The organism is Antarcticibacterium arcticum (assembly GCF_007993795.1).
Classification (GTDB): domain Bacteria; phylum Bacteroidota; class Bacteroidia; order Flavobacteriales; family Flavobacteriaceae; genus Gillisia; species Gillisia arctica.
Genome location: NZ_CP042476.1, coordinates 634897 through 650048 on the forward strand (window position 1 = coordinate 634897; position 15152 = coordinate 650048).

Consider the following 15152-nt stretch of genomic DNA (forward strand, 5'->3'; position numbering starts at 1 on the left):
CTCGGGGGGATTGACTTCCTGCTGAAGTCATCAAACATTGGTCATTCTTAATTCCACTTTTCATTACCAATTTATATACCGCGAAACAAATCCCTGCTAATCAGCTTCACTTCGTATTAATATGGGGGAAAAATTGTGGGGAAACCGGCAAAGTTGGGGATTTAATACCCACAATAAAGCGCGTGAATTACCGGCAGGCGGAGGCAGGAGGCTACTCTAAAGCATGCTTCCTTTAAATTTGGTGAATAATTTATGGGTAATGATGGATGATACAGCAGGTTCTGATCGCATTGGGTAGTAATGATTATTAAAATATGTGATCATTTGCCGTTATAGGAAAACTTATTAAACCCTAAAGATCTGTAGGGGGTATTGCCTTAAAATGATTCGGCCTACAGAAGTTTTATTCGATTTTTAAGATTGCAAAAGTAATAATTTCGAAAATAACTTTCCCACAATTAATCTTTATAAAAATTGCACCCAAATCTCCAATAACTGGTTGATTATTAATCATAAGCACTTTATTTATGATTTATTATCAGTAAATTTAGAAGGTGCCTTTGGTAAATCCTGTTAAATACAATACCAGAACATGTACATATGGTTGGTCTTTTACCCACCATCCCGCTAATATTTTAATCATACATCCTTTTAATGATAAAGTCCTTTTTAATTGGTTTTTTCTTATTAATCCATATGTTGTCTTACCCTCAGGCTAAAGACAGCGTGGCTCGACCGGTTTTGCCAATAGAAAAGATCGAACTCCTGAAGAATATAAATTTTACATTTGATATGCGCGTGGAATTCCAGGCTTACACTTTTAGGGGAGGTGATAATTATTACAATGGGATCCAATTTCAAAATGGTTTTACAGCCCTTGGAATTTCAGGGAAAGTACATGAGAGGGTACATTTTACTTTCAGAAATCGCTTTAATAAAAACAGGGATGTACAAACGCTGGATCGTTTAGGGAATGATATTGAATTGGCTAATATTAATATTGAGCTAAACCCTAAGTTTAATCTACTATTGGGAAAAATGAATGCCTTTTACGGGGGATATGAGTATGAATTCAGCCCCCTGTATGTTCTGGAATATAATGATGTTTTCAACAATGTCCTGGCTTTTGTTACAGGGGCCGGAATTACGTATCAGGCCTTTGAGAATCATAATTTTGGGTTGCAGGTTTTAAACTCCCGTACCATGCATTATGACGATCTTTACGGCGATGTTGTGGCAGAAAATATTAGGGAGCCCGACTGGCCGGTAGCGGTTGTTGCAAACTGGCGTGGAAACTTTTTTGATGGAAAATTTCAAACCATTTATAGCCTGAGCCATTCCAACGAAGTGAAGAACAGGGGCACTACATTTTTTACATTGGGAAATAAATACCAAAACCGGGACCTTACCCTTATGTATGACTTTCAATATAGCTTTGAAGAAGTGGATACAAAGGGTGTTATGACCAATCTTTTTAATGACGGCTCCATAGCAGAGGAGGTGTTGTATATTGAAAACTGGTTACGGGCAGAATATAGATTTAATCCCAAATTAAGCGGGTTATTAACACTTATGACCAGCAGTGCCTACGCTAAGATTGAAGATAACCAGAAACACATGAGAAGAAGCTACGGCGTAATCCCTACCATTTATTACAGTCCGTTTAAGAATTTTGATATGCGGTTTTTCCTGGCCTATATTGGCCGGTATTTTGACCATTCAAATTATGCCATTGAAAATTTTGAGGCATCAAATTATAATAAAAATGAGGTAAGAGCAGGGATTATTGCTCCTTTGCTGCTTTTTTAGGCTTAGGCCGGAATTTCAAAATTATATCAGGAACGCTTCTTCATTATTTCTTTCGCCTTCCGGCTCAGTAAAAACCACCCGGCCTTCTAACGAATTGATTTACTTCCCAATACAGAAGTTGTCTTTTCCCAAAATACTAGAGGTTCCCGAAAATTGAGGTGTAATCTAGGTACACAGCCATTCTAACATGTTGAAAAAAATTCATAAAATATTATCAAATATTTAATCTTTGGTAATTTCCCCGGTGAGCTCACCAGTGAGTTCTCCAATAGTTCCTCCTAAAGTTCACCTGCTCCTTTAAGACCATTTTCGGAACGAGTTAATAACTGTAAATTTTCTTCTACCGTAAGACCATGATAACTTATTGGAATTATATGATCAATCTGAAAATCCAATTTATTTTTGCTTCTAAAATTTCCTGTTGCGCTCACATAATATCCATCTTTATCTCGATTTTTCTCATAGATTTTATCACTAAGGTATTTCCAATACTGTGGATTAAATTCTCTTATCTTATGCATCGACAACTTTTCAAGCGGTCGAAGTTCTTTAGTATCTGTTGGAAGGATGGATGATTTTTTGAACAATTCCGGGTTACTAACTTTGCGGATAGCCAAGTCTACTTCGTTTAGGAAGTATTCTTTTTTATAACCAAAAAAAGCCTTCCATTCGGTTTCATTACTTTCCCAAAGTTCGTTTTTGAACTCCATTGCTTCTGATTGGCGGAGATCTTTTGAATAAATATCTTGTGCGATCCGTGTGACATTAAAATTCTCTCGGTTTTGAAATTCTATATATTTTGGTATTTCGCCGGTTTGAGCATAGAACAAAAGCACATCTTTTATGTCTTGTTCTGAATAACCGGGATATTTCTCACAGCCAAAGAAAAATAGTTCCTCTACTTTTTTCTCAAGATCGTTTAAATCATTTTCGGTTAGATCATCTCTTTCTGATAAACTTTGATGTTTAAAAAAGAAAGGTAAACCATTCATGAAATCAATGTAAGATTGCTCAATATTATTATAAATTAATATTTCACAATTCTTCTCAAGCTCCTCATCTACTAAATGTTTTAAAAGTGAAAAATGATAAATTCCTAACGGAATTCTTTCAATGAAGTCTAAGGAAGTCAGCTTCTTTCTGGTTGCTTCATCTATTAAGTTATTTGCAAGAAGGGCAAACTCTTCAATTTTTTGTAGAGATATCAGGCGTGTAAGGTGTTTGTTTCTTTCGCCGGAATCCTTGGTATTATCAATATGTTCTTCAACAATTAATTGTTCAGGATTAACCCAGCTTACTTTATCCTTCCAATCATCAATAAAACTCACGATAAAAGCTTTTTCGGTTCCCCCGGCCTTTAATCCCCTTAATCCTCTGCCTATCATCTGGGTCATAAGAATTGAGGAAATAGTTGGCCGGGCAAGGAAGATGGTCTGCACCTCGGGAAGATCGGTTCCCTCGGTAAGAATATTTACATTTATTAAAACTTCTATATCTCCACGGCGAAATTGATCTATTTTTTCTTTGTTTTCTTGTTGGGAAATATTTGAGCCTGTTATTCTATCTTTAATAGCAGATACGACGAAATCCGCTTTTATCCCCCGATCATTAAATAATGACTTTAGAGCAATAGCATTATTTACATTAAGAGCAAATACAAGGGTTTGTTTGTATCTTAGTTTTTCCTTCAGATATTGATTAACGATTACAGCATTCCTTTGACTATTCTTTGCGATTGAATCGGCTACATCTTTACCAATAGATTCAATATCAAAATATTTTAAATTATCCAGTTGTTTTTCTGTAAGCTGACTAGTCATATCAAAATCGGTCTGAATTTCTTCAAAAACAGGTTCCGAAAGAATACCCCGTGCTATTAATGTTCGAAGATCTACTTTATAAATAATATCATTAGTAAAAACCTTTTGAAGTGCTCCCTGTTCGTTTTCTGCAGTACGAAATGGAGTAGCAGTTAAACCTAGAATTTTAAATTTGCTAACTTTTTCTCCTATCTTTTCTATTAATTTTTTATAGGTTTTCGCTGTTGCATGGTGTGCTTCGTCTATAACTAAAAAGACTTCATCCTGACCTTTTAACCAATTGTTGTATAAGTGGTCAAATCCCGAATTAAGGCTGTCCTTGCTTGAAATAACAAGATCATCAGTTGGTTTTATATTTACAGGTTTATCATGGATCCCGGAAATGATTCTGTAGTTGAATGAAGATTTTTTACCAAAAACATCTTTATATGCGAGACGTTCGTGAAAAGTGGCCTTTGCCTGTTCCAGAAGCTCATGCCTATGAGCGATCCACAGAACCTTCTTGCCTTCAGCCAAATAATTTTGAGCTAACCAATATGCAGCCGTTAGCGTTTTTCCTCCCCCTGTGGGCAACACCAGCAAGCCTGAAAAAATATTTCCATTAGATCTTCTAATTTGAGAATGTAATTTTTGGATGGCTTCCTCCTGATGTTTATACAATCTTATACCACTGTCCTCATTTACCACTGAAATTGTTCCTGCATCATTATTGCTAACTTTTTCCTTTCCTACGTTCATTGTTGTTTCTTTTCTTTTATGACCATTATATCTCAAAGTGATTGTTTCTCCACGTTTAAAATCTGCAACCGAGTTCAGCTTTTTTCTTCCTTTCCAAATAGAAATATTATTTTTTTTGAAATGGGTGTCTATTTGCTCAATGACTTCAAATTTCCTCCTGCCACCCATTCCGAACCAGTTTAAGAAATTTTCGTATTTGCGATATATTAAACCTCTTTCATCAAATCTGATCAGCTCGATAATATTATTGCAGCTATGTTGTAGATTATCCTGCTCCATTGTTTTCCAAGATACATTATTTTAAAAAAAGACAGAAGGTATATTGATTGACAAGATTTTTAATAAAAATTTTTATCCTGCATTCAGTTTGAAATAGATTACTAATTTTAAGTCTTTAGTAAAATCATAAAAAGATCAACATCTTTATTTATAAACCATTTTTCCAATAACCGCCACCGGGTCTTTTGAGTATATAAATGATGGTGTTTCCGGTACTTCATTGGCTCTTAAAACCGACAAGCTCAACCGGTGTAATCTTTCTTTCATCAATTTTTCAGCTGGCGCAGAGGAAATAAATTTTAAAGGTAAAAGAGGAGCAATTTGAGTGTTAACCTGCGTATAATCCTTAATATAGGAATACATATAAGCCCAATTTCCAAGTCTACAGGCCCTGAATCCGGTATCGTATTCCCGATTTATGAAATGCACCTCACAGCCCGAAGAATTTTGTAACAGCTCAAAAACTTCCTCCTCTTCAGCTTCAGAAAAATGAACTGTCTCCAGATTTTTTAAGTTTAATATACCAGTTATGTTCAGCAGCGGATTTTCAAAGAGATATATTTCTTCTAGGTTGATCAGTTCCTTTAAAGCCGAAACTACAGAAATATTATGGTGTTCCAGGTGTAGGAATTTTAAATTTTTCAGGTAAGCCAAAGGTGTTAGATCTTTGATCTTTTCGGCTGCTGAAATTCCACAGATGAATAAATGCTCTAGGCAGGGGCAAAGTTTTAGAAATTCCAGGTCGCCATTAAAATCTGTATCATCTATAAGAACATATTTTAGGTCCAGAAATTGAGCAGGATCTAATCCGGTATCTATTTGATCACCAATCTCTTGTTGAATTTCTTTGGTGCCCACATTTGAAAAAGGATCCATTTCCCAAAGCTGTTTCCGCAGTTGCAGGAGCTCATCAAAATGCCATCCTTTAATCTGCCAGTGAAGATTGACTTTTAGAAACTTAAGATTTGATATCATTAAGCTTCCTTATTTTTAATTATTGCAAGAGTCTTTTTATCTTTTTCTCCGGAAAAGAATTTTTCAATCACTTTCCCAAAAACTAAATCGGCTCCCGGAATTGAACTTAATAAGGTCATGCTGGATTTTAATTTAAGATGATCAGGACTGCCCATTATTTGTAGCGCATCATTTGATTCCAAAGCCAGTAAGGCTGAAGAAATTTCTCTTAGCCTAAAACCTAATACAGGGTGTTCCATATACTCTTTTGCTTCCTCTATTCCGTGGATGCCATAAAATTTTGAAGTAGGACTATAACCCGAATCTTTTAACTGCGGAAAAATATACCACATCCAATGGCCGGTTTTCCTTCCCCGGCGAATCTCTGCCAGGGCGTTTTTATAATCTTTTTCCTGCGCATCAAGAAAACGCTTAAGGTTGCTCATGATAAATTACTTGTCTTTGTGTTTTGGGCAGACATCGGAAGTCCGGTAGATTTCATTAAAGACTTCGCAGAATTCGATCGTATTTTTCCAATCTTCTGATCTGAATTTTATTCCGAGATCATTTAAACCGAACAAAAAAGGCACTACCGTATGCTCTTCTTCAAGCCACTCGATCCAGAACAACAGGAACTCCTCACTACCCAATTTTTCATTCTTTTTCAGCCACTGCATCAATGCGGGATGATCATCTTTCAACTTTTCAAGTACGCTGAGCTCTTCTTTAAAATATTTCTCGTGCTGATAAAGATCCACTACTTCTTCCAGTGCAGAATAAAGGAAACTAAACTTACTTTCCGGATTTTTATCTGTACAGCAGCAACCCATCCCGTCAATACAGGAGCCAACGTGTCGATGGTTCCAACTATATTCATTTAGCTCCTCATATTTCAAAATCCACCAGGTGATCTTTGGGACGTTGTAAAAACCATCTTTCTTCAAGCTTTCCAAAAGCTCAAAAGCTTCTTGTATTTCCCGGCGGTAGATGGCTTTTATAGGGTGGGAGGTGGAGGTGCTCATTTGATTGGAATTTTAAAATTTAATTGCCTTTTTTCTATCTAATTACTTTCAATATTTTTGCTTTATCACCTTTGCCTTTAGGGTCGGGAATAACTGTATACAAAACTGAAGTTCCCGGTAATATAGATGGAGTTAAGTGAAAATTAGAAGAAACAGAGAAATACATCTCTTTTCCCTTATTTTCAAGAAAACCATCTTTACCACGGTCGTTGTCATTTAATATCCGGACTATCATTCCTTTTAAATGCCCGTAGGATTTTGAATCTTTTGTATTATCAAAACTCTTCCAATACCTTTTGAGTTCAGATTTCACCTTATTGAAATCTGAAATAGGTATTTCCGGATCTGAAGAGCCAGAAAGTTCATTATAGAGTTTTTGAGGAATGTTCCATCCTTCCTGAACTCTAATCAGCTTTGATAAAGTAAAATGTTTGAAAGCCAATTCCGATTCATTTTTCTTTTGATGGATCTGCCCCATTAAGAACAGAAGATCAACTTTAAATTCTAGGGGGCCAAAATTATTAATGGCCTCAATGCTAAATTTAAATGCTTTTTCGGTTTCATTTTTTTCTAAATAAAGCTCTGCAAGTTCCTTTTGGATGAACCATTCCTTTTTCTTTTTTAGAATCGATTCGAGTTCATTGATAGTGTCATCGGTATTTCCCAGGTTCTTTTTCGAAAGAGCTATCCGGCGGGAGATCCATATATCATTAGAATAATGGAATTTTTCAATGGTTTCCAACGCTTCTTTAGAAGTATTAAAGCATTCTTCCCATTGGCCTAATTTCATTAGTGCTTTGGTCTTGTAGGCGTACCAATTTTCAAAATCTGAAGCCAGCTCCATGTCTTTTGACTGTCCTTTCCTTTCCACTTGAATTGTATCGCAACTTTTTGAAAGATCTGTCGGATCAAATTGCTCACAAAAATCATTTATTAGTTTCCAGTTTGGAGTTGCTTTTTTCTTTTCACTTTTTAAAACCACGGAAAATAAATTGGAGATCAGCGTTTGGTTAAAGTCATTTTTGGTTGCAATAAGATATAAAATGGCTTTTTCTATTTTTTGAAGTAATTCGGTCTTGGAATAATGAAAATCTTGCGCTTCGGAATCCTCCTCTTCATCTTCGAAATGATAATCTTCTTCCGGAGAATTCTGTATTTGATTTTCTGCCTTGTATTGTGACCATAGCAGCCAACCGTAGGAGCTAAGGATCCTTTCTTTTGTATCGCCTTTAATTTCAAGACTATAAAGGTTGAGGAATTTAAAACCGGCCTCAAGAAATGACAATTTTCTTAAACAGGTAAGTATATCTGCAATGATATATTCATTTCCTGCGATCTGTTCCTTGGTAAAGTTGCCTTTATTATCCTTGAAGTAAGATAATGCCTCCTTATATTTTCCTTCTTTTTTCAGTTGGCCTATTTGTCGGCTTAAATCAAATAAATTCATATTTTAATTATTTACTTCAATTAGTTGGGATGTAAGGGCAGTAAGTTTGGAAACAAGAACCATCAGCTTAAGATCATTGTTGCCTTTAGTTGATTTGGGCATTGCACGAGTGATCTGGTCATTTTTATTAAAATAGAATTGTATTAAGGCAGCTTTAGCATCAGTTTTTAAATAATAATTGACCATATAGTTTGACCTTCTTTCATCTACATTGGTTATTGCGACACCACATTCATCACAAGCCATCTGAATAAGGGAATAGAGTCTCACTAGGAAGGGAGAATCAGGTTTATAATCTATGTTAAAAACTTGCTGGTAAGGAGCATTTAAATTTTTAAGAAGTTCAGTTTCATCATCCTCATTTACAGGATCTTTTAAGGTAAAGTCATGGAAAATACCCGCGCCGTTATGGATTCCGTCAACTACAATATTCTTATTCATGTAATTGATCTGATATCGTTCAAGATAATCTTTTGTATTGACAGCTATTATTTGAAATGGCGTTTCTTTAAGCTTTTCTTCTATTTCCCAATATTTCATGCTCTTGCCTAAATGGTCGTGCGAATGGTGAAAGGGTGACAAAGGAACCTGTGACAGATCAAAGTATTCCTCAGGAACTCTGGTTAAATTGCCGATTTGAGAAATATTAAAATTGGAAAAATCGCTGAGGTGTGGTGCATTAGCAGCATAGCATTTTTTTCGGGCTCTTGTAGTTGCTGTGTAGCTCCATTTTAAAGGATCATTTTTTAAGCTTGTCCTTCCAAAGTAATCAACAAAGGTAGTATCCCATTCGCCTCCCTGGGCTTTATGGCAGGTAATGGCATAAGCATACTTAACCCGTAACGCATTGTAATAGGGATCAGTTTTTAATTGCTGTTTAAATTCTTCAGATCCTTCCTTATAAAAGGCTTGTCCTAACTGTTTTTTTCTTTCTTGCTCTGAATTGAACCGCATTACGAAATCAATGTAAATGGCTTTCATTTCAAGAAGGCTAAGATCTCTAGCAGGGGAGTTAAGAAGAGAATCAATTATATAACATGGGATCTCAACGGCTAAATTTTCAAGTCTAATAAGGATCTTACGGAAATCCAGATTCACATGTTTTTTGACTCTCTTTCCATTCACTGTGTCGTATACAGGAATATTTCTTCGAGAGATGATTTGCTCATCATTTTCCATAACTTTTGCCATATCCCCATTCATTATTTCTGTGCCATATGAATGGTAATTGTTATTACCTATTATCAAAAGGTCACCGGGCAGAACATCCTTTTCTCCGGGATAAATCTTTTCCCTGATCGACCTATTATAATTAAGGGATTGTTCATTACTGTAACAAATGATCACTCCGCATCCGAGTTCTGGGATAGGATTTTCAGCTACATACTTGTTTGCGATCTCTGTATTGCTTATTTTGATGAAGGAATGTTCATCATAAAATAATTCAAGCCTGGATCTTTTTTCCTTCTCCAGCAGCCCACGAATCTTCGTGGCGTTGATAAGTATCCCATTATCTTCATGCCTTATCACCTGTTGTAAAACAGCAGTCTCGACCTTAAACCCTTTCTTAATAAAATAATCTGATTCCAACGCCTTGGAATCGGGATCACCAACTGGAGGCAACTGCGCAGGATCTCCAACAAAAATGATCTTATTGCCAGATCCCGGAAGGCTGGAAAAGGTTAAAAGATCGTCTAACAAATTTCCGGTGCCAAATGTGAAAATTTCGTGGTGGGATTCCATTGAGGAAACCATTGAGGCCTCATCAATTATTAGCACCGTCTTTACCGGGCAATCGTCTAACGGGAATTTATATTTTATACTTTTACCAGCATCTTCCTTATCATCCTTCAATTCTATTGCAGAAAGATTATAAATGGTCTTATGAATGGTATGTGCATTTCCAACCTTCTCCCTAAGAACTTTTGCAGCTCTCCCGGTTGGCGCCATTAATAAAGTCTGGACCTTTTGTGCTTTGAGGTAATCAGTTACTCCTTTTAGTAAAGTTGTTTTACCACTTCCTGCATATCCCTGGAGGATGAAAATTTCTTCTTCACTGGTAAGAAAAGCTCCCAACTTACCAATCGCTATTTGCTGATCAGTTTTTAAATCAAGATTTGAGAAGTGGTTAAAGATGCTCATAGGACATTTGTTTAATTCAAATGCAAATTTGAACGATTCATTAGAAGTGCATAAAATTTTATTCTTTCAAATTGCTGGTAATGGATACACATAGATCCATAATCATCAATATTTCGTGTTTATCGAATTGTTTTTTATTATTATGGATATAAGAGTTCCGACCTTCTTTTACTTTATAAAGGTTTTTTACTTTTTTATCATTTATAGTAGCAAGTGAAAAATAGTCAATGAAAATTCCACACAAACATTGGAACCAGCTAGGCTTATCCCTTTTATCATTTCTTATAAATTGACCTTCATTTTGTATTTTATTTTTATAAAATGAATATCTGTTGATTTCAACCTCATCAATTCCCAGTGTTGGTTGATAATCCCCATCATTTAAATAAAAATTTTTGAACTTTTCTAAAAAATTATAACCATTAAGAAAAACTATATCGAGGGTTGTGGACTCCTCTAATTTTATTTGTTTTCCTGCTGATATTATTATTTTAATATGTCCTTTTAAATCCTGAATAAAATCAGCAAAAGGTGTATCATCTTCCGTTTCGGTTATTCTTAATTGCACTTGTATTGTTCTACACAGTTCGAAGAACTTTTTAAGAAAAACTCTTTCAAGAGCTATGTTGAATGAATTGATAAGAGAGGTAATTGCTTGAATGGTAAAATTTTTATCTGAACTGGTTTCCGGACCTTCTTTAATGATAAATCCATCGGCTCCGGCTTCCTGTAGAGCTTTGAAGTTCCATATTTTATTAGTAGCTGAAAATATAATCACTTGAATTCCAGAGTTAAAATCTTTGATTTGGTTGAGCAATCTCAGACCTGTAACTTCTTCTAAATTTAAGGCAGCAAAATCATCTGGATGAAGTCGAAAGTCCAGCAGGACAATATCTATATCTTCAGCTTTAATTTTGTCAAGTGATATCTCTATTATTTCCTCTCTGGTTAAATAATTTAACTCTCCATCCAGATAATGTAAATCAAGTTTATTTTCATCACATAAGACTTTACAAAATATTTCATACCAACCCTTGTCCGCCTCATCATCTATATAAAGTATTTTAGGGTTACCGGAATATTTGATCTCTAGATCTGATTCTGAAATTGGAGGTATATCCTGAACAGGATAAATAGTTTTTAAATATTTAAAATATAAATGATGCTGAACTTTATTAGTGACCATTTCGATTTCATCGTCATTCGCATTTAATGCAGAGGCCCATCTATGTATAGCCCATTCATTAGCAATACTGTGATTATCTTCGTAATTTCCTGGTGGATCTAATTTTACTTTTTTAATTTCTCTTCTTAACTCCTCCGATTTTAAAGGAGTGAGATTAAGTTGGCTTGAGTTAACAAATGCTATTTTCCGATAGGGGATCAATTTTATGTTCTTGGTTCTTAAGATATCAAAGTATTTATTCTCCACTACTTGACTGTAGTCAACGAAGCTGTATAAAAAGATATTTTTAAATTGATTAAGGGTATCAGTACAGCGAATATGCAATGCAAACCTCAATCCATTATAATCGGATAAAACTGGACCGAAACATAGTGGAATAAAGATGTTGTCATATTCTTCGATTGTAAACCAGTCATTAATTTTATTTGATAAATATTCATCGGTGATATCAAAGTTATATTCTTTGTCTAAGAAAAAAGTTTCGTATTTGGCATTTTCAAAAAGGGTTTCAATTTCATTCTTTAGAGTGAGAGCTATAAAATTTTTGCAGTCTGGAGATTCATTTTCAATAGAATCTTCAATATTTTTATTTGCAATTACCAGTTCATTTTCCAGAAACTCTTCTAATTTGTAATTTTCGCCAAAAAACAGATACCTAAGATCTTGTTTTCCAAGGTGGGCATTTTTTAAGAAAACATCAAGGTTCTGGTACAATATAGAAACCGGAATATGTCCGATGTTTTCATCGAATTTTCGAGAACTTTTACTCCCACTGAAATATACCACCTGAAAATCTTTGTTTTCTTGTGCGCGATTTAATTTGGTTCTAATTTGAGCTGCATCTTTATGAACATTTATTTCATTATCAAAAAAGGATTCATGAAAAAGAATAAGGTTGCCGTTTGAGAATATTGTTTCCCTATCAGAGTTATTCTTAATTTCACTATAGAGATAAATCGGATTAATTAGATTTGAGAACTCAGCAAATCTTTCCTTGTCCCAGCCATAATCCTTTTGCCGATTTATTTTATCATCAAACAGGTATATCATTTTTTAAATTTTAAAGTATATTGGACTCCATGAAATTTATTTAATATTTTTTTTTCTCTCGGATTTCCGTCCCACAAATTAATCTCGGCAAATTGAGAATGACCGAAATCGGCTTTGAGGTATAGATCAGAGAGTCCGTTTATTTGTTTTTTTATAAGTTCGGTTTGGAGATCCCCTATTCTTTCCAGAGAGTTATTAATTGTTTTTCTGTAATAGGTATTTTGATGGTGTATAGAAAAAATCACATTATTATCTTCTTCTTTAAATATTAAATGTATCTCGGGCTTATCCAGATTAAACTTTTCAACTGCTTCCAAAATAATTTTAATAATCTTCCTATAAGATTGAATAAGTCTATCAACATCGGTGAATAATTCTAAATTATCCCAGAAATCTTTATGTTCAATTTGGAAATTTATTTTTTCTGTCCAATCCTCTTTTTCATTTATTCGTTTGATCATAGTTTTTAAAGGATTATCTCCTTTAATATGAAAAAGATGCTTAAAGTGGATTACTAGGCCAGAAAACGAGGTGATTCTTTCCCCACTTAATTCTGAAGAAATTCCTTTATTAAATTTAAAGCCTCGATTCTTAATTTTATTTATGAGATTTTCACCAGGGTTAGGAACAACACCTGGATTCTTTTTCACCCACTCTAAAAGTTCAGAAGAATTCCAGTTGATTTTTATATTTTCTGTCGACCAGGTTTTAATATTACCCGTAAATGAATCGCCCGTGAGATAAACCAGAATTAAATTTTTTATACTACTGTGTGCAAAATGATCCTGTACTAAATTTTTATAGCTTTTATGTATAAGTTCCTGGTGTTTCAGCAAATCATACTGCTCTGTTTTGCAGAGAGCATTAATCTCTTTAATAATTTCAATATCATCTATTTCGTGACAGGTGTATTTTAATATCGGATCCTGGTTATATGCAATTAGAAATTTGGATAAAGGTGCCGGATTTATATATGTAGGTAAAGAAGACACCCTTTGTTGATAACCTGAAGTTTTATCTCCGGTAATGACTTGATTCACTTTACTGATGTAATCACTATGATCTATTAATTGTTTGTAATCCTTCTCATTTAAATATTCTTTAAAAGAATTCTTTTGCTCCTTATTCAATGGTGGGAGGGACCACCCTGTGATCATATTCTGATTTAATTCCTTATTATCTTTAGTTGATGAACCGTCTATTTCATCGACTTCACCGCACCCCTCCCTTAAAGACATACCATTCGACGAAATTCCATTATCTTCTTCAAATTCATTTCTGGACTTTATCCCGATCTTCCCTTTGATAAACTCCAGATCCTGTAGAATACGCTTTTCAGAACCATTCTTACTGAGATCCCTTAGAGCCAACTCAACAACTTTATCCCTTTGAGCTGAAGAAAGATTAGGATTGGAAAGGAGGCCTGTTATGAAACTTGTATGTTCTTTATTCATAATGTATACATATTAGTATTCAAGATAACTTTGGAGGTTTTAATCCTTAAAGTGTGTATTTTGATGGCCTCATCAATCCCACGGGTTTCCCAGGTTTGAAGAAGTTTTTCAACAAATGGTGAGCCCGGGTGCAGTTTTAAAAATCTTTCCCTCAGTTTCTTATAGGTTGGATCTTCATCTCCCTTTACCATTTTTAAAAATTCCAGTTTTCCCGCAATGACATTGGCCATTCCCGGGTGCTCCGGTTTCACGTGCCCCTTATCCAAGTTGTAATTTCGTTGAAAGATCTGCTCCGCTCTTACCTCACCATACTTTTCCCAGTAATATAACCACATCCTCAATTGCTTCACATAATCTCTCTTCACATTTACCTTTTCATTTACAATAAGCCCTGTAGCTTCCTGGCGATAGCAGGTTTTTTGTAATCTGGTTTTTGTGGGATTGATGACCAACTGCTGATCTTCCTCAATTATGCGTTGTAATTCCTTTTGGAATTCTTCATCTTTAAAAATATTATGAGATGACGAAAAAGTAATATCATCTGCATATCTTGTGAAGCTTAGATTATATTTTTTAGCAAGACCATTGAGACGCCTGTCCAGATTCTTACATAAAATATTGGTAATGGTTGGGGAGGTGGGACTTCCCTGGGGAAGAACTGTTTTCATTTCTCCCTCAACTTCAAAGGGGTGAGTACATAAACATGAAAGAAAGAATGCTAATTTTTCCTTATTCTCATTAGCTTTCAAATTAAAAGGCTTTCTCATAAAGCCCATTTTCACCCTGTTCCGGTCAAAAGAATGAAAGAAATCCTTTATATCCAAATTATAAACATAATGTTTTCCTACATGAGCCCTGGCATTGTCAACAATAGATCTGTCGGGTACAAATCCTGTAGCGGCAGCATGAGGTTCGCTTATTGCCTGCAAAATGAAATTAAGTGACCGTAAAATAATACGCAGACCTTTTACGGGGGCATTAATAGTTCTTTCACCGCCATTCTTCTTGGCAATGATAAAGGTTGAATACCTCTTTTTACATAAATCTGGATTGGCATAATAGGTAAGATCTTTTAAACGGAAATGTCTGCCCTTCTCACCATACATCATTCCCTGCGCTTCATTTAGAAGTACAAGCAGATCCCTCTTGCAAGTCATAGCTGCAAATTTCTTGCGGATGTAGGTTTTTTGGTCGGGGTTAGTTTTCATAGTAATAGCATTAATTCTTTAATACCTGCCCCGATACTCTTTA

At 34.9% G+C, this 15152-nt stretch carries 10 protein-coding genes; 1 reads left to right on the forward strand and 9 read right to left on the reverse strand.

Annotation, left to right across the window (positions count from 1 at the left end):
- The first annotated feature begins 696 nt into the window (after nucleotides 1–696).
- Nucleotides 697–1809 carry a porin gene (locus tag FK178_RS02705; RefSeq protein WP_240793888.1) on the forward strand — a complete coding sequence of 371 codons (1113 nt, stop codon included), beginning with the start codon at nucleotides 697–699 and terminating at the stop codon, nucleotides 1807–1809.
- A gap of 278 nt (nucleotides 1810–2087) precedes the next feature.
- Here FK178_RS02705 and FK178_RS02710 read toward each other — a convergent pair whose 3' ends face one another.
- The 9 genes from FK178_RS02710 to FK178_RS02750 form a co-directional block, all read right to left on the reverse strand.
- Nucleotides 2088–4646 (reverse strand): DEAD/DEAH box helicase family protein, encoded by a 2559-nt coding sequence (locus FK178_RS02710; protein WP_146830757.1) that lies wholly within the window; start codon nucleotides 4644–4646, stop codon nucleotides 2088–2090.
- 144 nt (nucleotides 4647–4790) lie between these two features.
- Nucleotides 4791–5621: a hypothetical protein gene (locus FK178_RS02715; protein ID WP_146830759.1), complete on the reverse strand. Its 831-nt coding sequence runs from the start codon at nucleotides 5619–5621 to the stop codon at nucleotides 4791–4793.
- Nucleotides 5621–6046 (reverse strand): DUF1810 domain-containing protein, encoded by a 426-nt coding sequence (locus FK178_RS02720; RefSeq protein WP_146830761.1) that lies wholly within the window; start codon nucleotides 6044–6046, stop codon nucleotides 5621–5623. Before FK178_RS02720 ends, FK178_RS02715 begins: the two co-directional genes overlap by 1 nt.
- Nucleotides 6047–6052: 6 nt before the next feature.
- Nucleotides 6053–6622, reverse strand: coding sequence for a hypothetical protein (locus tag FK178_RS02725; RefSeq protein WP_146830763.1), 570 nt, complete (start codon nucleotides 6620–6622; stop codon nucleotides 6053–6055).
- Between the two features lie 34 nt (nucleotides 6623–6656).
- Complete coding sequence (locus FK178_RS02730; RefSeq protein WP_146830765.1) at nucleotides 6657–8069, reverse strand: tetratricopeptide repeat protein; 1413 nt, start codon at nucleotides 8067–8069, stop codon at nucleotides 6657–6659.
- Nucleotides 8070–8072: 3 nt separating this feature from the next.
- Nucleotides 8073–10211, reverse strand: coding sequence for an ATP-dependent DNA helicase (locus FK178_RS02735; RefSeq protein WP_146830767.1), 2139 nt, complete (start codon nucleotides 10209–10211; stop codon nucleotides 8073–8075).
- 58 nt (nucleotides 10212–10269) lie between these two features.
- A complete protein-coding gene (locus FK178_RS02740) occupies nucleotides 10270–12447 on the reverse strand; it encodes a response regulator (RefSeq protein WP_146830769.1) in 2178 nt (725 codons plus the stop codon).
- On the reverse strand, nucleotides 12444–13901 hold the full coding sequence (locus tag FK178_RS02745; protein ID WP_146830771.1) for a hypothetical protein: 1458 nt from the start codon (nucleotides 13899–13901) through the stop codon (nucleotides 12444–12446). Before FK178_RS02745 ends, FK178_RS02740 begins: the two co-directional genes overlap by 4 nt.
- A complete protein-coding gene (locus FK178_RS02750) occupies nucleotides 13898–15109 on the reverse strand; it encodes a reverse transcriptase family protein (protein WP_146830773.1) in 1212 nt (403 codons plus the stop codon). The genes FK178_RS02745 and FK178_RS02750 overlap by 4 nt, the downstream gene beginning before the upstream one ends.
- Between the last annotated feature and the right edge of the window lie 43 nt (nucleotides 15110–15152).

Coding starts and splice junctions, on each gene's coding strand:
- FK178_RS02705 (WP_240793888.1), top strand. CDS start 697: ATGTTGTCTTACCCTCAGGCTAAAGACAGCGTGGCTCGACCGGTTTTG.
- FK178_RS02710 (WP_146830757.1), bottom strand. CDS start 4,646: ATGGAGCAGGATAATCTACAACATAGCTGCAATAATATTATCGAGCTG.
- FK178_RS02715 (WP_146830759.1), bottom strand. CDS start 5,621: ATGATATCAAATCTTAAGTTTCTAAAAGTCAATCTTCACTGGCAGATT.
- FK178_RS02720 (WP_146830761.1), bottom strand. CDS start 6,046: ATGAGCAACCTTAAGCGTTTTCTTGATGCGCAGGAAAAAGATTATAAA.
- FK178_RS02725 (WP_146830763.1), bottom strand. CDS start 6,622: ATGAGCACCTCCACCTCCCACCCTATAAAAGCCATCTACCGCCGGGAA.
- FK178_RS02730 (WP_146830765.1), bottom strand. CDS start 8,069: ATGAATTTATTTGATTTAAGCCGACAAATAGGCCAACTGAAAAAAGAA.
- FK178_RS02735 (WP_146830767.1), bottom strand. CDS start 10,211: ATGAGCATCTTTAACCACTTCTCAAATCTTGATTTAAAAACTGATCAG.
- FK178_RS02740 (WP_146830769.1), bottom strand. CDS start 12,447: ATGATATACCTGTTTGATGATAAAATAAATCGGCAAAAGGATTATGGC.
- FK178_RS02745 (WP_146830771.1), bottom strand. CDS start 13,901: ATGAATAAAGAACATACAAGTTTCATAACAGGCCTCCTTTCCAATCCT.
- FK178_RS02750 (WP_146830773.1), bottom strand. CDS start 15,109: ATGAAAACTAACCCCGACCAAAAAACCTACATCCGCAAGAAATTTGCA.